Origin of the sequence: Paenibacillus sp. J22TS3 (genome assembly GCF_018403205.1) — a bacterium.
Classification (GTDB): domain Bacteria; phylum Bacillota; class Bacilli; order Paenibacillales; family Paenibacillaceae; genus Fontibacillus; species Fontibacillus tuaregi.
The window spans coordinates 481593-503007 of the sequence record NZ_BOSF01000005.1; the positions used below are offsets into that span (position 1 = coordinate 481593).

The following is a 21415-nucleotide window of genomic DNA, read 5'->3' on the forward strand; positions in this document are numbered from 1 at the left end:
ACCGTCACTCCTTATTTGGGGTATTAGATTGATGATCGGACAGCTTGATTGCAAGCTGCAGGACGCCGTCGCGCAGGGTAACAGCCCCGCTTTCGAGCCGGGCCTCATCCCCTGCACTTAACAGCTCGTAACCGTTCCAATCCTTGTCAGAACTACGCTCCCACCATGACCAGGAGCCGTTCTGCTCAACCGGCGAAGGATAACGGACCGCCAGCGGGAAGACAGGAGGCTTTTCTGCTTGGGCTGGAGTCTGTATTATCCGGCTGAGCAGCGGCCCAACGCGAAATGTGGTTTCCATGCTGCTAAGAGCTTGGTCAGTGAAGGCAGACGGGATCGTCACTTCCTTCACAGGCAGGATTCCGGTCGAGACATGAATGGCCGCCCTGGGATCAACCAGGAGACTGACGAAGGCTTCACTACCCGCTTGAAACTTTAATTGCAAATAGTTCTTTGTTCCATTCGTTAGATCGGCTCCAATATGTCGAAGATAAGACTGCGGCAAATCTGATTCTTCCTCCTCTGGATCGGCTGAGCTGTTGAACGTGCTGTAATCGTCTTCCAAGAAATAACCAATGACCCCATCCTGCCTTGTCTCCAAATCGCCGAGCCGGACATCGAACGGGAAATCTACAAAATCAGGATCAGCCGTATCAAAGGTCGCACCCCAGCCTGCATCCCTGATAGGCGGACCTTCCAGCTGCAGCTGCAGACACATCCGAACCAGAGCTAAAGGCCGGCCGATCAGAACGGTCAGATTCTGGTCATCCCGATTCCCTAGTGGGTCTACCGTCCAAAGTGTGGAATCAATGGCGCGCAGAAAAGCATTGAAGTTCGCCTCCTCAGCAAGCTGTGGCGAGGTGATCATCTGATAAATGTGCGGGGCGAGCCGGGCCACATCATCAAGCGCCGCAACTTCATTGTGCGGCGGCGCCAGCCATTCCCCGCTCCGATTTCCCTGCCCGTCAACCAGCAATCTGTATTCGCCAAGTGCGAGACCTTCCGGCGAATAGAGAAGCAGGCTGTGGTCAAGATGATTCGCGATGACCCATCCGCAGACCGGATTCGCTGACGCCAAGGCAGATCGTTCAGCAGCTGCGGCTGATTTGCTGCTTGACATGCCATCAACTAGCCGCGCGTTAAGCCGGGCATGCTGCAGCAGTCTGGGCGGAAGCGATGCGACGGAAGCGATCTGCTTGTTAATTTTGTTGTTCCCGCTCATCGCCTGATCTTTAAGAAGCGGAAAATTCTGCGCGTTATACAGCCCGGAACCTTTACCCGAAGCTATGACCTGCAATACTCGCCCGAACTTGTCATAAAGCAGCAGTTCCTCGAAATACATCTCCCCCTGCCTTGTACCATGAAATCCGGGCGTGGTTCCATTCGGGAGGAATGGAACATGATGAATCTGCCCGGAATACGGGCCGGGAAGCACAGACATATCCTCGTAGCCCATCAGCTGACCGGCCGCCACTTGGACTGGGCCAGTGCCAAGCATGTCCTTCGGGATGGGACGCCGGAATGCACGTCCATCCCGCAGCGCAATCATATCCTGAAATCCGGTCAGCTCCTGGGCAAGATATTTCCACCCACTAACCGAGCCGATCTCATTATATAGATCCGTTAACTGATGATCGTCATCATAATGCTGAATAAAATCTTTAAGCTTCGAGCCGAATATAAGCTGGGCATGCGGACTAAGCAGGGAAATTCCTCCGATATCCCGGTTCTCCACTTGTGAAGCTTGAACAGCTGCCGATGAATACTTATACTCACGTCCGTCAAATATCCAGTTCCTTGTCTGTCCGTTTAAATAAGGCACATGAGTATAATTGACCTTCCATTCCATCAGCATCGGATTCCAGGGCTGACGCCACAGAGCGGCCGGAGCAGGCAGCGTCCCCGTGTAATCCGAAGTGCTCCGCTTATTGATTACCGCCAACACATCGGCTTCCGGAATCCCGCAGGCACCCGCCAAAGCCGCAGCCGATGCCGGGTCGAGGAAGACAAACTCTTCAAGCAGCTGAGGAACGACAGCAGGCAGCGCCCCCGTGCTCAGCTTAGGCACAGCCGAGCGGGCTGTGCGGCTGTCCACGGGCTTTCCGTTCACATGAAACCCGCTGATAATCTCCTCCGGGAGTCTGACAACAAGCGATTTGTCAGGATCAAAGGCCGTCGGCGGTTCCACACCTGACAGGACAACCACGGGGTTATTCGCTAGCCAGAACCTCGGTGCAGCCTTCGCAAGCAGCATCTTGCCGCTGCCAAGTCCTTTCTTCTTGGCGAAGAACTGGATGCCTTTCTGATAAGCTTCTTGAGCCGTTCCCATCTCACCGGTCAATGGTCCGGGCACCTTGGCGAGCAAACCTGCTGCCTTTCGCAGCAGGGCAGCCGCCTGTCCTGCCTTGCTGTCCGGATTAGCTGGATCAAGCTCCTGATCGAGCTTGGCATTCGTAACTCCGGGAGGAGAGGAAGGCCACATGCTGTCTGGATCAAGGCCTCTCTTGAGCCATAGCCCATTCAGCTCCCATTGCAGCCGGTACAAGGCTTGAAGCGATTCATCGAGCTCCGCTTGATCCGCATTCAGTTGGCTAAGCCAAGCCGCCTCTTCCGGTGTCAGCTCCGCTTCTGCACCTTCACCAGAGGCTGATTGAACGATAGCCCAACTGTATCCTCCAGATTTGGAACCGAACCAGGACCCATGAATCCGGTTCATTAAGAGCACATCTCCGTTCACTTCATTGAGCGCGGGGAGCATGTCATATTGCAGAGCTCTCAGGAGCGGGATTGTTCTCGTATCATAGCCCTTTGCGGCCAGCTGAACAGAGAGCAGAGCCGAGAAAGCATCTGCGGTTGTATTGCCAACGGCCACGTTAAGATTACCGGCCTCCCGGATCGCGTTCAGGGGATCGTCTTTCGGCGGCTCTCCATCACGATCCCAGACAAGACCGAATACCATGCCCTCATAAAGACTGACTGAACCCTTAGGTGAGGTCTGATCCCCACATCCTTTATACGTCCACTCCAATTGGTCCAATAAAGAGGCATAAGCTTCATCGGAACTGGAGCCAGCTGACTCTTTCCAGGAGGCCATGATGTCTTTGGCTGGGTCGGAATACCACCCAATAACCTGATAACTCAGAGTATCCTGGCTAATTCCCGCCAGATCGTCATAGAACGAGAATACACCTGCATTATGAGGAACGTATGACGCGAACAAGGAGTTCCCTGGGGCCACAGCGGTCAGAAACATGGCATCCGCCGCCCGTTCACTCCAGCCTGGATCCAGAGGAAACGGAATCCCTATATTGGCTACCTGCGGCTTGTCCGCATCTGGAGTAAGTGAAATGCTGCTGCGGTAGGGGTCCGGGCTGCTCTGCCACATACGGATCAAATCAGAATCCGCCAGGTACATGCTCGTCTGCTCCGTCCCGACATCCTTCACATGAGCTGTGTAGGGACAGTCACTTTCGAGCACCCATGCTGCCGCTTTTCTCTGCTCCTGCCCGCTCAAGCGAACAATCAGCCAACGGTTCGGCACCAGCGGATAGCTGATCCCTTCCCCCTGCCGCTGCACGCCATGCCTCAATGAACGGGGAAGTGTCCAGTGCAGGTACACACCTGCCTGCATTCCTCCGATATTGCGTTCTCCGGCCAAAGGTTCCGGGCTATGGAATTTTGCCAGTGCCGTGTAGTCATACTGCCAGCGGCGGAACCCGTCTCTTGCCAACACACCTTTGTTGACAAGAAGCGCATCAAGCTCCACCGGCACGATAATTTCAGTCTCAGCCACGCCGGGATTCCTCCTTCATCTCTTGCGGTTGACAGATTAGCTTGACATACTCCGGCTCCTTCATCATAAGCAGCGCAAAATCAGCCGAACCTAATGCATTAATCGGCCCCCTCATATAAGGCTGCAGTCCGGCCTTTAACATGCTGAGCAGTCCGTTCCCGGATTCCGGGGATAAATTCAGCACACGGCTGTCTGAACCCCGCATGCAGCAGGCTTTCTCTCCCTTCAGATCTCTTATCTGAAACAATGGCGCTTGCTCGAACTGCTGTCCAAGCTGCGGATCGCTATCATGCTGTGGAGAGAGCAGATTGCGAAGGGCAATGCATCCGTCGTCATCCGTACCAAAGCCAAATCCCTCACGAGGCTCACTGATCTGGATAGATGCAGGTACTCCGTCAATCAAGCAGAGAAGCACACTCGCCGATAACCTTTCCATTCGCAGCAGCTTCATTGGAGACCCGTCTGTATGGAACGCCCGAACCACCAGATTCGGCCAGCCTGAGACCACAGCCGAGCGGAGCAGCATTCCGCTGATCCGTTCAGACGAAGAACCGTCAGCTGGCGTCCTGGCTTTATCAGCTGCGGAGCGGCCTGTGATTTCATAAGCAGCACCATGAATCAGGTCCTGAGTCAAATCATGGAAGTTGGTGTGACGGCTGGACTCCAGACCGATGCTTAACGCCCCGTCCAGCATTGCGCTTATCCAATTGTTGTCTATATAAAAGAACTTCAGGGATTCAACCGGCAGCATCCGTTCGTCTGCTACAAGGTAATCGAAAGGGATTCCCTGAAGCAGCACAAGATCTGCAAGCCATTCGGCAACCGGCAGCAGGTCATTGCTGACCTGATCTTCAATCGCCTGCTTCGCTTCCGGCATTGCCATGAACTGCTGTATCGACTGTAACGGAGCCACCTCCTGTAGCTCGGCAATCCCCTCAGGTTCCAGTCCCTGTGTCAAATGCACACCTTCCACAATATGGCCGGCCAATTGATTGTCCAGCACTCCAAGCAAGGTATCCTGCAGTGTCTTGTCGTGCCGGACAGTTAAGATTTGACTCCTGTCAAATAGGCTGCTCTTCAGCCGGTAATGCTGCTTGTCGGCCATCCGGTGAACGCGTCTTCGAAAATCCAGAAGCTTGGCACCGAACACTTTATCTGAAAGAGCCATCGCCCGGCCGATCTCAAATGCGCTGGCCAAAGACATATCGAACACACCAAATGCCTCCTGATAAATGATGGCAGAGTCAGCCGTGAAGAAAGGGGATGGCTTCTCCAATGTTTTCGGCAGCAGAGGTGTCAGAGGCCCCCTATACCAGGCAAAGGTGTCCTCCCCTGATCTCGTCCGGTAAGGAAGCGGAACAAAGCCTTCCTGAATCCTTCGGGTCACCTCCTTCTCTTCCGAACTCCCTGCGGGACCGCCTCCTTGCGGCAGTGGCAATCGCAGCCACATGTCACCCGGGGCCACCCCGGCAATGTGGTTAATCAGACCATGGAAGTCTTGCGAATGGTCGGGAAGAGTTTGAAAGCTCCAACTCGCCAGCGATAACAACGAGGCGTAGTCATAGCCCGCAAAGTCCGCTCCGTCAGTCAACTTCCCCTCCCAGCCCTCCATAGAAACCAGGTGTACGATACTTCTTACAGGTCTGTCCGACTCAGGTGGAAGCATGGCGGGAAACCGGTTCGAGCAAATGACCGATACCATATCCCCACTTCCCTCCTTCTGAACCGGCGAGCCTTGTGCGGCTCCGCTGATCTGTCGGCAGTGGCTGAAGTATCGCAGCTCGTCAAGCCTTGGTGCAATGTCCTGAAATACCCGGACAGGAAGCCGGATATAGGAGCAGGACTCCGCAGGGCTTACATCCGCTTCTTTTACGATGGCGGGCTTGAGAACACCCGCTTCTTCTTTAAGAAAATCCCCCACCGTTGCCGTTATGCTGAAATTGGGGGTAAAAGTGTTCTGCAGATGGACATCCAGACCCGCTGTCAGCTCCTGCTCAGATAGAACAAGGAGAGCCAGCCAGGGAACCTTGGGGTCGTTCGTATCCGTGACGGCATCGGTCCCCCCCTCGTTTCTAGTCTGTAATGCCTTGGTCCGCATTCGGCGTTCCCAAGGAAGATGGGGATCGTTCAGAACGATATGCGGCAGCACCTCCCCGTACCTTCCGCTGCTGCCATCCGGTGGATAGACAGAAGCAATGTGTGAGGGATCTAATGAGAACTGTGGGGCGCTAACCACAAAGGTCTGAACTGCTCCCAGTTGATCCGTATTCACAGCTTTATTCTTGTGGGTCAGCTGGTGGGATACTTCGATTTTCCAGAGTCCTGCTTCAAGTCCAGGCGTGTAGTTATCATAGAATAGGATCTGTCCGTCCCCTGCAGCCTTCGTGTTAATCTCCGGCAATATTTTCCCCTCCTCTCAAGATTGCCTCATGGGCGGATCGCTGAATGAATGTGCGGCTTCCGCAGCATACCGGTCAAGCGGCCCGGACGGTCCATTGTACAGACCTGACGACCGCAGCGCTTGCAGCAGTGCATTCCTTGACAGAACGACCTCATCCTTCATTAACGCTGCAACTTGGGCAACCGTATCTTCTGCAGCAGCTGGATTATAGGTGCCAGCCTCCACCGCATTCGGGGATAAGGGGTATCCTCCAGCAGCCACTTGTTCCCCGCCAAGCACCTCCAGATTCGCTGCACCCCGGGTGAATCCAAGCTGTGAGATCGGAGGCTGAACATCATATCCGACCAGCTGGTCTTTAAGCACCTTCGCCTCCGGCCTTCCCGGCACCTGAGTAAATGGCTCGGGAGGAACAGCCCATAACGACTCAGGAACGTTCTGATAGCGCGGGACAAGCGACCACGCCGAGGTATCCATCAGTGCTCCCGAGTCCACATGAGTAACATTCAATGTATGAACCGACGAAATCTCCGTCAAATCCATTGGCCTTATAGAAATTGTTGGCTGATCTATGACTCTGTTGTCTAATTCAGCATGATGCAGCGTTTCAACCGTGGTTTCGACTCTAGTCTTGCCTGTGCGCAGTTCACTTGCTGGAATAGCTGATTGAGTGAAAAAGCGGAATTTCCCCGCTCGTACCACCCAAGTCTGTCCACTCTCTTCCCCGTCATTTTCCAGGGTTTTGAACAGCCCGTTTGCAACCGTGATCTTGCATATATCCTCTGGTTTGGGCAGCAGCTTCGTAAATTCGTCCCACAACAGCGGGTCTTGCCTCTGATCGGCTCCAGATGAGCCAAAATGGACGGTGAACGAGACTACCGAGAGATTCACATGAACTTCCCCGCCTGTTGGCGGCCCCCACATATCAACGGTCGCCCCAAGTGAAATGGAAATCGTCTTGTGGCAGAACAACAGGTTCAGCCTGTAGCTTACGCCGATTCCAACATCAATGTGGGCAAGGAAGCTGAACGGGTGCCAGTTCACAAGCAGGTCCGCATGAGCAGTGAACCAGGCCTGCAGATCTCCATCGTGGAAGGTCGCTTCAAGTCCGCCCCCGGTCATGACACAAGAAGGAGTCAAGGCGAAATAAGCCCCGCCCTTGATGGATACCTTGTCGCTTACCGCCCAGTTAATCCCTATCCTAGGCTCCTGAGGATAGAACTCCGGCGGTTTAAAGGCTGGATGATACCCGCCCAGAGTCAACACGAACTGCCCGGCATGATCGTTGTCCCCGAACCAGAAATAAAATGCAAAACCTCCGGTTAAATGGCAATCGCGGGACAGTACATATGAAGAGCTGCCGAGTACAGCCGACAATCCGAAGAAGCCTTCATTCGGCTGAAGCACCGCCCTTAACTGCAATTCCAGATTCACATAAGTCTGCGAGCTTACTTCCGGTTGAGGCAGCTGCATGGAAGATAACCCGAGAAGCAGAAATTGGAGCTCGCGGCCGAAATCCACGATGAGCAGGGCCTTGGTTCTGACCAGTTCAAAAGATGTGAATTGAACACCCACCGCCAACCAGTATTCTCCTGGTTTAGGTGCTATCCAAGCTTTCTTCTCGCCGTTTGGAACAATAGGGGCGTTGCCTTGCAGAACATCCAGAATATGCATAGGGTCCCGGGGAGAATCACCCCGCCCCGGCTGGGAAGGCTCGGTAAGGGCAAGCAGCGGGAATCCCAACACCTCATCTTGGGCCGGAGCCTCAAGCATCCGGTTGAAGCCAAATCCACCCATAAGTCCGGTTACGAACAAAGCCGGAGGTCCACCTAAAGGCGCATCCAACTCCGCAAAAATGAACAGCGATGGATCACCCGAAGTCATCTGGGCATAGGACCCGATCGCCGCCAGGGCAAATTCCTCCGCTTTGACTACAGCCGTTCCATTGAACATAAACTTGACTTCCTCGGACAGCTGACTGCCAGGAACTCTCATTAGCGCTCCCGATATTTCAATTGGAGCCTGGTTATATTCGAGGCCAAGACCGCTGAGTCCGAACACAGGAGCAAACCGGGTCAATGGGGAAGAGATGGACAATCCATCCAAGGAGAAGCTCAAGGGGCCAAGAGCAATCGAGGCATCCAAGGCAAAGGTCAATGAGCCTCCTTCATATCTGACGCCGATCCTTTTAAATGTAAAGATGCCAAAGGTCCTCTGAATAGAGAACCAGCTGGTCGGATCAACAGCAGGAGCTAGAGTATCCCTTGTTTTAGCTGGAGCAGGATAATTACTGGTCTTTGAAAGACTGGCTCCCGGGATGTCAGCCGCAAGGGGCTGGGTATGAGACACTGGTTTAGGCTTCTTGACCGATTGCCCGCCAAGCGGAAGCTGCAGCAGCGTGCTGTCCTCGCCAAGCTGAAGTGTTGCCTGCAAGCAGATTGGAGCACTTAGCTCCGCATCTTGGAGCTTCGGAAGTCCGGTTGCTCCGCCTTGTGTAACGAGCCCGTTTAACTGCTCCACAACTTGCTTGGATACAGCATGAGACACGTACCAGAAACCGAAGTCCCGGATCTGAAGCTGCTCCGCATCCGGCAGCTTGCTGCCGACAAGCGGCAAATCCGCGAGCCGTATAGCTGTTGGGATGTCAAGACCAAACGCAAACACCCGGATCATTCCCGGGGAATTCAGCCCATTCAGAGGATTGAGTTCATCCTGCTTATCCTGTTCATCTTGCTCGTTTTGACCGTTCTGCTCCTTCTGACCATCTTGAAAGCCCTGAATTGAAGATGTGTCCGATATTCTCTTGGAAATAAATACGGCATTGCCATAATGAGCTGATTCCGCTGTTAATACCAAATCACCACTTGACAGATCGTAACGGAACGAGGCATGGGTCAAGGCCAAATCCAGCCCTTCTGGAATAAGTTCAGCATCCAGCCCAAAAGCACGCGCGAGTGTATCAAGTCCCAGCGGCTTGACCTGATCCCCTTCAGCATCATCATGCGGCTTCTTCGTCAGACTCCAGCTGGCCTGTATGACTTTGCTCATCTCCGTTGACATGAAATCAAGCTCAAATTGAGAATCTTCAACCCAGAAATAACCTTTAAACGTAACATCGGGGTTATCATTTTGATGAACAACGCTAACTTCAACTACGAGGTCAAAGTGGATTTCGGCAAGGGTTAACCCGCTTGAGCACATAAAACTGAAATCATGAGTTTTGGTGTTAAAGCTCAAATTCAGCCCTGTTAGGGTAAGCTCAGGAGCATGTGCCGGTAGAGAAACACTGAACAAGGACAGAATCTCGCCTGTCAGCTTCGTAAGGGAAAGCCCTTGTCCAATTGCTCTGCCGCCTATCCCTCCTGTCAAAGTCGCGCCAGCACCTGTCTCGTATTCCGCCATCACGTAGAGCGGAAGCTCTGCAACGGTAAACTTCCCCGTAATTTCACCGCTGACCGCTTGGCTGGTCTTCGAAATATCCAAGCTGATTTCCGTAAACACAAGCTCCTTCTGGCCTAGCTGAAAGCTCCAACCACTGTCTACCGTGGCTTGGAACCGGTAGCTCCCCTCTTTGATATTCCCGAAGATTTTAAGATCAGAACATTGAATCTGAGGCAGCCATTTCAGGTCCCCGGCCGCATGCTCAATCATGCTGCCGATATCAATAACACCCTCAGTTAATTCACACGTAAAGATCAGCTCCGGCAGAAGAATGGATGCATCCAACGTTCCTCCGGACAATACGGCAGTACACGCTACCGTGGTCTCCAGTGCCATTTCCTGGCCGGGTGCATAATCGAACGTAACCTGCATTCCCTTGAACACAAGGATATTGTCAAGAACGGTCCAGCCTTTGTCATTCCTATAGGATATGGTGGCGCTGGCGCTCAGCAGCTCGCAGCTGGCTGCGGAGAGAGTCAGAGCGACCTGCTCCAACTGAATATCATCCAAAGCGGGCAGCAAGCCAGGGACTTGTGTATCCAAGCTGCCGCTGCCTATCAGACTGGCGAGTTCACTGAGTCGGATCGACGTCGGTCCTGAAAGGCGGCTTTCGACAGCCACAATATTCATCCGGCCGGAGTATTCGCGGATATACACGGGAATCACTAACGGCTGCGCTCTGCCGATGTCTCTTTCAATATCTGCCTCAAGTTGAAGCATGCACGCGGTGGTATAGGGATCACCAGGGCTGACCGGTTCCAGGATGACAGAGACTAGGTTAAGCTTGAATGGAAGCTTGAAACCTGCGATTTCAAGAGGTTTCTGCGGGACAGAAGCCAGCACAGCGGCCGTCTGTCCTTGGAAATTGGCAATCTGCCCCGACAGCTCCCAGCTTTCTGCAGCAATCAGCCACTCAAGTCCGCTCACCTTCTTAGCTAAAGTTAGCGCTGCCTCAAAGCCTATGCTTTGTGCCAGCCCCTTCTTCATCGTGTCAGAGCTTGGCACATATCCATACACCTCGGGATAGCTGTCTGGAAACGCCGCTCCGCCCATCGAATCCAGTTGAATAACCGGCCCTGAATAATTAAACAGATCGAATACGCCGCCAGCTAACTGAGGGTAGAGATCGGAAAGTTTCCAGCCAGGCTGGAATCCGGAGAGCCGTATGACCACCTGAACGGCTTCTTCAGCTGCGGTAAAAACAACCTCCCCCTGAAGTCCGCTAAATCCCGAGTAGGATTCGAGGACAGCACCTTGAACAGTAATAGAGCTGTTCGTCTGTCCGCTGATCTTGGCTCCGGTTAAGCTGAACTTATCTGTACCAAAGCTGCGGCTGAGCATGGCCGTTACTGCTGGCGAGATCAGCTCTGACCCGGAGATTTCAAACGGGGAGGTTTCCAGCGCATGCTGCACGAACTGCTTCAAGCTGGCAAAATCCATATTTTATCCCCCTTTTATGGACATACGAAATCAATAATAACCGGCAGATGATCGCTGACTAGCCTTGCGCCAATTAACCGGTCATTCACCGTTAGAGCTGGCCCTACAGCCTGATTCGCCTGCAGACTCGGCGCAAGATGCGCCTTTTTCTTCGTGCGGGCAGCATAATAAGCGGCCACGCCGGATACATCGATATCCGAACTGTTAGCTATTCCGCCGGTCTGGACTATGTTTGCGGGTACGTCAATAACATCTCCGGCATCCACACCTCCGGTTCCGAAATTAATAGCAGCCGTGCTTGCAACCGTCCCGCCATATAAGAAGTTGTCAAAAGCGGCACCTTTTAGAGCATCGGTTGAAGCAGGCACTACACCTGCATTGTATTTCTTCAACATAGTTCCCTGGGTGGTCACCGCAGCTTTCAACTGCTGCTGATTGATCGTGTTGGTTAAGGGGCCATTGCTAAAGGGAGGCGTGTAAGGAACCGCAGGCACAGGCGCTTCTGGGGGTGCGGGCAAAGCGGCCGGAGCAGCGGATCCCCCTTGTTCAAGGGTAGGCGTGAGTGCACGGTATGATGAATGGTTGGTCATCTGAATATTAGTACCGTTAGGGTCATTCTCTAAGAAATCCATATTAAAGTCACCGGTAAAAAATAGCTCTTCAACCCTGACAGCGTTGCCATCCACCTCAATGAAATGGCTGTGCGGCCCTCCGGCCAGCACCGCAACTGTGTCATCAAACATTTGACAAATATGCAGGAACATCAACTGGTTCACCTGCCCTTGTCCAAGAAAATTCCGTCCTGACCGGACGGCCGCATAATGGCAGCACACAATTGGGAGAAGGTATTCTCCGGCAGCAGTATGTACCATGAACATGGCCAGACATGGCATGCGGAACCCTCTTCCAAGAGAGTACCCGCTGCCCCCGTTTGGTCCATTTCCCTGGGCCTGTCCTCTGAAGCGGGCTGGGTTATTACGGCGCGGAGAAACAGCATATAAGTCCACTAGCGGAATCAAAGGTCTGCCAGCTTGTACCGGATAAGCTGTAGTTGTCCAATCATTACTCGGCCACACCGTCCAGCTGTTCTTCTTAAGATTGGAGACCGGATAGTTAGCACTTCCGTCCTGCCCATTCCCGGCTACCAGTCCCACAGGCCGAATGGTATCCAGATCTTTTACAATGAAGCCGTAACGCTCTGAACCTGTGCTGTAGGAAAGGAAGAACCCCTTATAGTCATTCACACGGAGGGGATTAATGGCTACCGCCTCGTTATTTAGTGCGGCCGAGAGCAGAGACATGACACGATAGACCCGGGTTAGTCTGACTTCCACAATAATGACGATGTCGATGTCTTGGCTGACAATAGTTCGGGCGATTGCCGCGGCCATCCCTGGAACATTAATTTTAGTCCAGCTGAGTACTTCAATGTTCCAGTTCATTATGCGGATATTGGGCATCCGGAGTATCCCTCCTATAGATTCAATTTTTAACAGATTGGCTGGATTATGCGTGTACAGTGGGGTAAGTGAAGACGAGCAGAATTAGTAGAGAAATGGGTCTAGCAGCGGATCACAAAACGGTACGCAAGTTAACTTAAATGTTGGCGGCTGCATTCTAGTTGAAGAGTAGTAAGAGGAAATTCATCAGTTTCTCATTGGATTTGGGGTATATAAATCCCTTAGAAGGAATCTAATGGTAATTATATCACCGGGGGTTAGAGAGTGTCGATTTGTTTATATGAAAATAACCCGATGCACATCATCTAATCATGTACATCGGGTTCATGTATTTCCGTTAATTAGGTACGTAAGGACGTACTATAAGCAGCGGCACCGAGCAGGTATACCCCTGATACTCCGCAATTAGCTTGGTAAGTCCCGGAGCCAGGCCGGTAACATTGCCCAAGGTATCAACGGAGGCAACTTCCGGATGCAGAGTGGTGAACTTAGTCTCCGCGGTAACCGGAACAACTGAACCGTCCTTGTTCTTAAAATAAGCATTTATATCAAGGGTGTCATTCAAAGTGAGAGAGTACTCATCTGAATCCAGAATTAAAGTGCCTTCGCTTCCCCCTGGATTCTCTGTTGATGATTGGCCCCATTTGGAAAGCTCCAAATGTTCGGCATTGGCCGTCCCGCTTAACACAGCAATACTCCCATCCGGCAGATGGCCCGTTCTTAAATTGTTATCAGACACAGGATACCCGGGGATTTCCTGACGAACAATATCGACAATAGTCCCATTAAGACCTACCTTTAAGGTTACAAATGTTCCTGTGCCTCTCACTTTTCCCCGTACCATATAGCCATCAGCAGACGCTTTGAGATCATATAAGACGATGTTAGCCAGCTCAGGTGTGGTGTCCGCCAGTTTCTTGGACCATAAAGTCTGTCCCGATTCGTTAACCTTCCACAGACCAGAGGCATTCAGCATCACATACCCGTCTCGTTCAGATGCCTGCACGATGTGTGTATAAATCTGCCTCCCCCAATCTTCTGTGTCCTTGATCCGCTTAAATTGTACCTTTCCTGAACGATCGTATTTAACTAATAATGGATATGACTTGGAAGACTCGAATTTACTTGTGCTGCCTACTGCCCAGAACCCTCCATCCGAAGCTTCCACCGCAGCGTAATACCGCTGGTCGTCACTGAATGGGACATTTTCATTATATGCGAGATAGTGTTCCCATAACTTCGCACCATTCTGGTCCGTCCTTAGGATGTAAGCTCGTGCGGTCCCCGAAACGTTGTAGGTGGATGACGTTGCGATAAAACCTCCGTCGCTTGTTCTCTTCACATGATTGACCGGGTTATCAAGCGAATTGCCGTACATTTGGCCCCACTCAACCTGGCCTGCAGAAGTTAGCTTAAGCAGGTAAGCGCGATAGACGAACTTGCCCCCGCTATCATCCTTGACAGCACCACCAATCATGTAACTGCCGTCTTCTAATTGCTGTATATTATAAGCATGAAGCGCTTCTGTATCATATTTATCATCAAAATATTCATTCTCCCACTCCACCCGGCCTTCTTTATCCGTCTTGATCACGTGGAGTTTCGTAATATACCCGTCACGCGGCGTTGACTCTCCAAGAATAACCAAGCCCCCATCGGCTGTTGGCGCAATACTCCGAGGTTCATTGTAATTCGTGGGATTCCCATACAGCCGGGACCATTCCTTCTCAAGACCGGATAAGGGGGCCGCTGCGGAGCTAGTGTGAGACTGAGCTGTCCAGAGGCCAATCACTGCCCAGAGAAAGATGAGCATTTTCATTTTTTTCCGTAAAATCATCATAGATCTGCATCACTCCTTTAAATTGGTGAAACATCATGAACATTGTCCCTGATACCCATCAGTTCTAACAGGTACAATCAGCTCAATCTGCCTATGAGGTTCGATGCATTTCTATGAATCATTTAAATCACATGGACTGCTGTACCTCCAGCTTCCGGGCCGCTCCTAGACGATAGAGCAGCAAAGTCGCGAGAATAGCAATGGCAACGCCAGCTACTCCAAACCAGGTTATAGAAGACAGTGAAATCCGCTGAACCGCTATTCCCCCAACCCCGGCTCCCGCCGCCATCGCAAGCTGCATCATTGACTGATTCAGTCCAAGCATAACTCCGGATGCTTCAGGAGCAAGCGTGGTTATATGATACTGCTGCGTAGGGCCCGTGGACCATGCCGCCAAGGACCAGAACAGCAATACAGCGAACACGGCCACCCAGGCATTTACGACAAAAGACAACAGCAGCAGCATGACGATATGGAGAGTCATTCCCCCGAATAAAGTACGGTGAACGCCCCAGCGGTCTGTGCTGTACCCGCCAAGTTTCGAACCGATCATACTTGCAATACCGAAAATCAGCAGCGCCGCACTGATATAACTGTCGCCAAGTCCCGAAACTTTAAGCAGGTACGGAGACAGATATGTGTAGGCAATCGAATATCCGCCCAGCCAGAAAAATGTAATCGACAAACCAAGCGCAATTTCCGGCCGTTTGAGCAAAGCCAATTGTTCCCGAAGCGGGATAGGCTTATCGCCTTGAAGCTGTGGAATGGTCAGTCTAAGAATAAGTATGGCCGCAATGGAGAGCAGTGCAATTCCAGCAAAAATGGACTTCCAGCCAAGCACATCCGCTATCATCCGGCCAAGCGGAACACCGATAATCAAGGATGCGGTGAAACCTGTGATTACCGTAGCAATGGAACTCGCCTTTTTGCCTTCCGGGGTAAGTTTGGCTGCGATATTAAGCGCTGTCACCACAACCACACCAGCACCAAGCGCCATAATCATTCTAGCCGCAACAAACAAGCCGTATCCAGGCAGCACAAATGCTAAAAGATTGGCTGCGGCGAACAAGCCCAAACCTCCCAGCAATAGCCTGCGCCGGTCCATCTTGGACGTCAAAGCCATGGTAATCGGTGTAAAGATTCCATAGACAAGAGAGAAGGCGGTAATTAACTGACCTGCCGCAGCTATGGAAACCCCGAAGGATACCGCTACCTTATCAAGAATTCCGGATATTATATATTCAGAGGTCCCCACCAAGAAGGAGACTAGAGCCAAAATATATACTTTCCAGCGAAAAGACATGTTTTCAATCACTCCTGTAATTAATTTATGTTTTGGATCTATATAAAGATAATTCGCGAATTACCGATATGATTAAGTGAAAAAACTGCATAAAATGATAAACTGAATAATAAGCAGTACGATATACAGATAAATCGCGAATTATCGAATTGTTTACGGGAAGAAAAACTGAATTCTTAAACAGAAATTCAGTCTTTCATAAACTACATTTCAGTTTCAATGAATTGAGCCAGACTCCGCAAAGCCTCCTCGTTTCTCTGGTAATACGTATACTTGCCAATTCGCTTGGTTGTAATAAGCCCCGCTCTTTGCAGCATGGATAAATACTGGGATGCCGTGGACTGGGTCATATTCAACTTATCGGTAATTTGGCTTACGCATACCCCCGTCTCGGTCATATCAATCCCTTCATGAGGTGTAAAATAAACGTCTGGCTCTTTCAACCATTGCAAAATCTGTATTCTCGACTCATTCGACAATGCTTTAAATACTTCAATGGGTTTCATACTGTTTATTATATCGATAATTTACGATATGTCAATGGATGAACTTGAAATCGCTGCTCTTCTTGTCAGAACACGATTCAGCCTCTCGGACAGCAGGAGCATGGCGGCGGCAGAAACCGCAATATAGAATGGAAATAGACTGATCGATATAGATGAAGCAAGGAAACCAAGAAGTGGCGGCATCAGCGTGCTGCCCGTGTAGGCCACAGCCATTTGATAGCCCATGATGGTCTGAGCGTGCTTCTTACCGAAACGCACTGGTGTCTCATGCAGCATGCATGGATATATGGGCGCCAAGCCAAGGCCTGTGATCAGCAGCCCCGCAAGAGAAAAACCGGCTGGCAGAGGAAGAACGAGCAGAACGGCTCCTGCAAGGGCCAGCAGCTGCCCTCCCCGAATTAACGTCCGGTTGCTGAGCTTAAATGTGATAAACCCGGTAATAAATCTCCCAACGGTAATCCCGCCATAATAGAACGAAACCCACTGAGCCGCAGTTGCGGCTGGAAGCCCCTTCATGCTCACAAGGAAGCTGCTTCCCCACAATCCGACCGTTGCTTCCACACCGCAATAGAATAAGAAGGAGAACAAGGCAAGCTTAACCCCTTTGATCCTCAAGGGTCTAGCTGATTGGGCCGCTTCCTCAAGATGACCAGAACCCAGGATTTCTGGTTCCTCCTGTTGGCTTCCCTGGCTGATCTTCGCCACTTTATCCCACAAAGGAAGTGTCAGGAACAGAATAACCACCAGGCCAAACTGAATTCCGGCTACAGTAAGGTAACCTTGTCTCCAGGCGTTCCCGCCCGAAATGAAGTGCCCCATAATGAGGGGGCTAAGTGTAGCCCCAACTCCCCAGAAACAGTGCAGCCAGCTCATGTGATGAGCTTTGTAATGCGCCGCCACATAATGATTCAATCCCGCATCTACAGATCCCGCCCCAAGACCAAGCGGGATTGCGAACAAGATCAGCCAAATTAATGAAGGTGACACTGCATAACCCAGCAGAGCCCCAGCGGTCATTATACAGCTGATCAGGGTTACTTTTCCGGTCCCAAACCGGTTCAGCATCCTGCCGCTGGCCAAGCTGGATACAATCGTGCCCGCCGCGACGATCATAAATAACATGCCGGCTGTACTCAGCGGGGCATGGAATTCCGGCTGCATGACCGGCCATGCCGAGCCGAGCAATGAATCCGGCAAGCCTAGACTTATAAATGCCAAATAAATAATGATTAGAAAAAATGTTGCCATTTGCGCTATCCCCCAATGTTATAGTAACGGCGATTCTCCTGCTCCAGAAATCATAAGCTCGAGTCCAAGATACTGCAGTCCATCCAAGTAGTCCTTCTTTAGATTGCCTAGGCTCAGCTTCGGCAAATGCTCACCCGGTATATAGTCCGCACTTCTGTTCGTGATCCGCTCCAAAGAGGATACCTCTACCTCATCACGACTGAATATGATCGTGTGCGGGTTAATGATTGCGGTGAAGGCAGCTACCAAGCGGCTGATTGCGTCAACCTGGGCATCGGTAAGCAGGCCACTGGCCTTATCCCGCCCGTGTCTGCTTAATGCCTGCCCAAAGTTAAGATGTTCATATTGGGGAAGGAATGAAACCTCCCCGGTGAAGAAGCTCTTCCCCCGCACCACATCGCCATTGATGAGGAGGCCGGCACCCGGTCCATTTTGACCAAAACATATATAAACCAGTGAAGAATTTCCAGCAGCTCCGGCCCTGCTGTAACCAAGTACAGCCGCATTCATGTCATTCTCGACGACAACAGGGATGGCAAACCTTGATTCAAGGTGCAGCTTCAAATTAAGATCACGAAAGTGCTCGTAACCTGGTATGTAAATAATCCTGCCGTTATTAACCGCACCCGGTACACCAATCGCTATTGAACTAATCTTGGGATGTTTCGCTATCATCCCTGCAATTTGCTGAGTTAAATGCTCAGCATCAGACTCCAAAGCGCCTGCTGTAGTACCTTCGTCTTTAATCTCGCCCAGACAATTGAAGATAACATAATTGGTCTCCGTCTTCTCCATAAATATGGCAAGACCCAGCATATAATCCGCATTATAGGCGTATCGCTTGGCTCTTCGGCCTCCGCTGGAATCGTCATATCCTACAGCAATCAGTTCCCCTCGCTTCTGCAGTTGAGCCAGAAATTTACTTGCCGTAGGAAAGCTGATTCCCAAGTAATGGCAGAGTTCTGCCTTAGTTGCGCTGCCCAGCTCTAGAAGAGCTGACCGGATGCCGCGGACAATGGCAGTTCTCAGTTCCTTAGGCGCAGTGATTTGTTTGTGGTTTATGTGAAATCACCTCATTCCCGACCTTATTAAACACGTTTAATAAGTCATTGAGAGAATACCAGACTTTTACCAATTACGCAATATAAATTGGCCGAATTCAACTGATGCCAAATGGTTGCATAGTCCTGTCAGCTTTCAGCCATAACACGTCAGGGCAACCCATATGGACAAATTAGGAGGTTATACACATGAATCACTTTTCCCAAAGTCAGCAAATTAACCAAATTATCCATCAACTGACCCAACAAACCCATCAAGCTTCCCTTGCCTATCAACAACTGCTCAAGCAGGAGCAGAACAACGCCATGCAGCTGGAGCAAATCGCTCAGCGTGAGCATCAAGCGGCACAAATGATACAAAATGCCCTTCACGGCCATCAGACTGCATTGCAGCAGCTTCAGCAGGTCTCCAACTTGGCACAGCAAATGGCCAACTCCATGTCCCAACCTGTATCTAACTTCATGGATAACCAGAACAGCTCCATGGGTTTCCCTAACCTGCACCGTCAATAATCCAAACAAAGACAGGAGTGCCCCACCGAGCCAAGATACCTTGGCAGACGGGGCACTCCTTTTAATGTATATTGGCCTTCTTAGAATTCATACTGCTGTCCTCTCTAAACAGCAGCCTTCCGAATGATGTGTTCTTGACCACAAGAAATAGCACCATATATCCGGCTCCCCCTCCAAGGGTATTCGCAAGAAGATCATTAATATCAGTGCTTCTGTAGCTTCCCAATGTCTGTCCAACAATAAACTGGATAACTTCAATTGACAAGCTTAGGAGTAAGGAAGCCTTGACCATACCTCTCCAGCTTCCCAATCTCCCTGCGGCCAACGGGGCCAGAACCCCGAAAGGCATAAAGAGAATTATATTTAGAACAAAGGACTTGATATCGATGGTCAGGACAGGAATCCAATTTATAGAGTTATACCAAGGATTTAGTGATGCGTATCGCCCTATATTTACATCGATTGGGAAGAATACGAAATAAGCTGCGCCTGTTAAATACAAACTTAGACAGGTAGAGAACAACAGCTGCCTCCAAGACTTTAGATTAGCGGCAGAAAATCTGTATTTCAATAAAAGTACAGCAAGTAGAACTCCGAATAAGATGATGAGGGCAGGGAACGGTCCGATTGTAAACCGGATATCGAGATCACTCATCTGCCCGGAATGTCAATCCGGACTTCCAGACCTTGTACCAATTGGTCTTGATTGATTTCGCCCGGCATTTCTCCGTCTTTATTATTGAACGGCTTCAAGAGCAGATATTTCGTATTCTGACTCACCGTAGCATAATAAACGATGTTATCGTATTGGTTTCCCTTAAGTTCTCCTTGGCCGCTTAGACGGTCAAGCAAATGTCCCTGGTCATCGTAAACACCGACGTTGGTGTGGATTAGCTGGTCCTCCATTTTCTCCGTTAACGAGGCTGTACCCAGCTTTTCCAGTGAATACACCAAAGTGCTTGTAACAGGTGTAACTTCAATCTGCTTAACCTTAAAAACCAGCTCCCCCGCAGTCTTAGTCACGTTCGGCTGAAGATGAACAATGTTGTCCGTGGTTTTGGTGAATGGCACATCTAGTTCAAAAGTATGATCCATCCCCGCGAGCTTCACTTCCACTTGGGCTGTAAATGTATCCAAAGACAGACCCTCACCATCGGTGGCAGAACTTTTCATAGTCTGTTCATAAATAATGGTGTCGGGATGGGTTTTGCCCCCTCCCCAATACTGACCGGAGCTGTCTTCCCTCGGAGAACCGGAGCTCTGGTTAGCCTTGCCCTTTACGTTAAAACGGATATCCTCAATAGCATCGCTCAGCTTAATCTTCTTCTTGCCTGTATCATACATCCCATCCTTCAAGTTCGGGGCGGAGATATGAAGGGCATAAACAGCACGTCTTCCATCGTACACCGTTTCCGACACCTGAAGCTTCACATCCTGATAAGCGACATGGCTGTCCACCGCTTGGGTAAGGCCTTCTTGTGCCGCATTCCTTAAGCCCCAATCGGTTTCAAGCGAGCTGAACAAGCTGCCGATCACAGGAATCTGGCGGATCGAGTCTGCCATAACAGGTGAGACAAATCCAGAGCCAAATATGCTGATTCCCAGAAGCGCAGCGGCAGCCGGAACCCACACTCTCCGCTTCTTCCATCCTCGCTTAGTCTCTACCGTGGGCTCCGTGATCTTCGCTGGCAGAGCCGCATACGCATCCTCCAATCTTCCTCTCACGTAGCTGGAGATTGGCGGCTCATTGTATTTCTCGGCTTTTAATTGTTTATCTATCTCAAAGTGATTCATATTTCATACTCCCTTCCTCCGAGCAGGTTAATTCTTCCATCAATAGTTTTCTGGCTCGATAGAGCCTGGTCTTGACCGCACCCTCTGTAATTTGCAGTGTTACCGCAACCTGCTTCAGGGGCATGTCCTGGAAATAATACAGCACAATTACAATCCTCAGCTGCTCTTCCAGCTTATCGACCAACATCCGCATCTCAACGGAATCTGAAGCATGAGGCGCAGCTGTGGCCTCCGGCAGCTTATCCATAATTACACTGCGGCTTCTCTTCTTTAGTATGTTGCTGCACTCGTTAATAAGAATCCGGTAAACCCAAGTCTGGAAGAATTCCGGTTCACGTAGTGTATCCAAGGATTTATAAGCCTTCATGATTGTCTCCTGGAGCGCATCCGCAATATCCTCTTCTTTCTTGACCATGGCTCGTGCGGTACCGTAAAGCCCGGACTCAATCTGCCGGAAAAGGCCGATGAAAGCATCCCGGTCTCCTTGCTGTGCCAGCTTGATTTCCTTGGTAATATCCATACCGATCCTTTCCTCCTCCCTCAATTCTGTGATGTTGTATATGGATTAGACCGCCCAGGTATCAGTTTGGTCACTGAATTCATTAAGAAAATGTTTTTTCA

13 protein-coding genes are annotated in these 21415 nt (G+C 50.9%); 1 reads left to right on the plus strand and 12 read right to left on the minus strand.

Features of this window, described 5'->3' with window-relative positions; translation table 11 throughout:
- Window positions 1-4: 4 nt before the first annotated feature.
- The 9 genes from KJS63_RS18250 to KJS63_RS18290 form a co-directional block, all read right to left on the minus strand.
- The gene (locus KJS63_RS18250) at window positions 5-3790 is read right to left on the minus strand and encodes a hypothetical protein (protein ID WP_213620419.1); all 3786 of its coding nucleotides are present in this window, start codon (window positions 3788-3790) and stop codon (window positions 5-7) included.
- Window positions 3783-6191, minus strand: a complete 2409-nt coding sequence (locus KJS63_RS18255) for a hypothetical protein (protein ID WP_213620420.1) — start codon at window positions 6189-6191, stop codon at window positions 3783-3785. The genes KJS63_RS18250 and KJS63_RS18255 overlap by 8 nt, the downstream gene beginning before the upstream one ends.
- Window positions 6192-6206: 15 nt before the next feature.
- Entirely contained in the window at window positions 6207-11069 is a 4863-nt protein-coding gene (locus tag KJS63_RS18260; protein WP_213620421.1) for a DUF6603 domain-containing protein, read from the minus strand.
- 14 nt (window positions 11070-11083) lie between these two features.
- Window positions 11084-12529, minus strand: a complete 1446-nt coding sequence (locus KJS63_RS18265; RefSeq protein ID WP_213620422.1) for an exonuclease/endonuclease/phosphatase family protein — start codon at window positions 12527-12529, stop codon at window positions 11084-11086.
- A gap of 337 nt (window positions 12530-12866) precedes the next feature.
- Complete coding sequence (locus KJS63_RS18270; RefSeq protein WP_213620423.1) at window positions 12867-14369, minus strand: hypothetical protein; 1503 nt, start codon at window positions 14367-14369, stop codon at window positions 12867-12869.
- 127 nt (window positions 14370-14496) lie between these two features.
- Window positions 14497-15672: an MFS transporter gene (locus tag KJS63_RS18275; RefSeq protein ID WP_213620424.1), complete on the minus strand. Its 1176-nt coding sequence runs from the start codon at window positions 15670-15672 to the stop codon at window positions 14497-14499.
- A gap of 203 nt (window positions 15673-15875) precedes the next feature.
- Window positions 15876-16178, minus strand: coding sequence for an ArsR/SmtB family transcription factor (locus tag KJS63_RS18280; RefSeq protein ID WP_213620425.1), 303 nt, complete (start codon window positions 16176-16178; stop codon window positions 15876-15878).
- A 21-nt stretch (window positions 16179-16199) separates the two neighbouring features.
- A complete protein-coding gene (locus KJS63_RS18285) occupies window positions 16200-17426 on the minus strand; it encodes an MFS transporter (protein WP_213620426.1) in 1227 nt (408 codons plus the stop codon).
- Between the two features lie 18 nt (window positions 17427-17444).
- Entirely contained in the window at window positions 17445-18488 is a 1044-nt protein-coding gene (locus KJS63_RS18290) for an ROK family transcriptional regulator (protein WP_374706298.1), read from the minus strand.
- 188 nt (window positions 18489-18676) lie between these two features.
- Between KJS63_RS18290 and KJS63_RS18295 the strand changes: the two genes are divergently transcribed.
- On the plus strand, window positions 18677-19000 hold the full coding sequence (locus KJS63_RS18295; protein WP_213620427.1) for a hypothetical protein: 324 nt from the start codon (window positions 18677-18679) through the stop codon (window positions 18998-19000).
- A gap of 61 nt (window positions 19001-19061) precedes the next feature.
- Here KJS63_RS18295 and KJS63_RS26610 read toward each other — a convergent pair whose 3' ends face one another.
- The 3 genes from KJS63_RS26610 to KJS63_RS18310 are packed head-to-tail and all read right to left on the minus strand — an operon-like array spanning window position 19062 to window position 21314.
- On the minus strand, window positions 19062-19655 hold the full coding sequence (locus KJS63_RS26610; protein ID WP_374706296.1) for a VanZ family protein: 594 nt from the start codon (window positions 19653-19655) through the stop codon (window positions 19062-19064).
- Window positions 19652-20794, minus strand: a complete 1143-nt coding sequence (locus KJS63_RS18305) for a DUF4179 domain-containing protein (protein ID WP_213620429.1) — start codon at window positions 20792-20794, stop codon at window positions 19652-19654. The genes KJS63_RS26610 and KJS63_RS18305 overlap by 4 nt, the downstream gene beginning before the upstream one ends.
- Window positions 20781-21314 carry an RNA polymerase sigma factor gene (locus KJS63_RS18310; protein WP_213620430.1) on the minus strand — a complete coding sequence of 178 codons (534 nt, stop codon included), beginning with the start codon at window positions 21312-21314 and terminating at the stop codon, window positions 20781-20783. Before KJS63_RS18310 ends, KJS63_RS18305 begins: the two co-directional genes overlap by 14 nt.
- Window positions 21315-21415 lie beyond the last annotated feature (101 nt).

Coding starts and splice junctions, on each gene's coding strand:
- KJS63_RS18305 (WP_213620429.1), bottom strand. CDS start 20,794: ATGAATCACTTTGAGATAGATAAACAATTAAAAGCCGAGAAATACAAT.
- KJS63_RS18285 (WP_213620426.1), bottom strand. CDS start 17,426: ATGGCAACATTTTTTCTAATCATTATTTATTTGGCATTTATAAGTCTA.
- KJS63_RS18295 (WP_213620427.1), top strand. CDS start 18,677: ATGAATCACTTTTCCCAAAGTCAGCAAATTAACCAAATTATCCATCAA.
- KJS63_RS18270 (WP_213620423.1), bottom strand. CDS start 14,369: ATGATGATTTTACGGAAAAAAATGAAAATGCTCATCTTTCTCTGGGCA.
- KJS63_RS18280 (WP_213620425.1), bottom strand. CDS start 16,178: ATGAAACCCATTGAAGTATTTAAAGCATTGTCGAATGAGTCGAGAATA.
- KJS63_RS18310 (WP_213620430.1), bottom strand. CDS start 21,314: ATGGATATTACCAAGGAAATCAAGCTGGCACAGCAAGGAGACCGGGAT.
- KJS63_RS18275 (WP_213620424.1), bottom strand. CDS start 15,672: ATGTCTTTTCGCTGGAAAGTATATATTTTGGCTCTAGTCTCCTTCTTG.
- KJS63_RS18260 (WP_213620421.1), bottom strand. CDS start 11,069: ATGGATTTTGCCAGCTTGAAGCAGTTCGTGCAGCATGCGCTGGAAACC.
- KJS63_RS26610 (WP_374706296.1), bottom strand. CDS start 19,655: ATGAGTGATCTCGATATCCGGTTTACAATCGGACCGTTCCCTGCCCTC.
- KJS63_RS18265 (WP_213620422.1), bottom strand. CDS start 12,529: ATGCCCAATATCCGCATAATGAACTGGAACATTGAAGTACTCAGCTGG.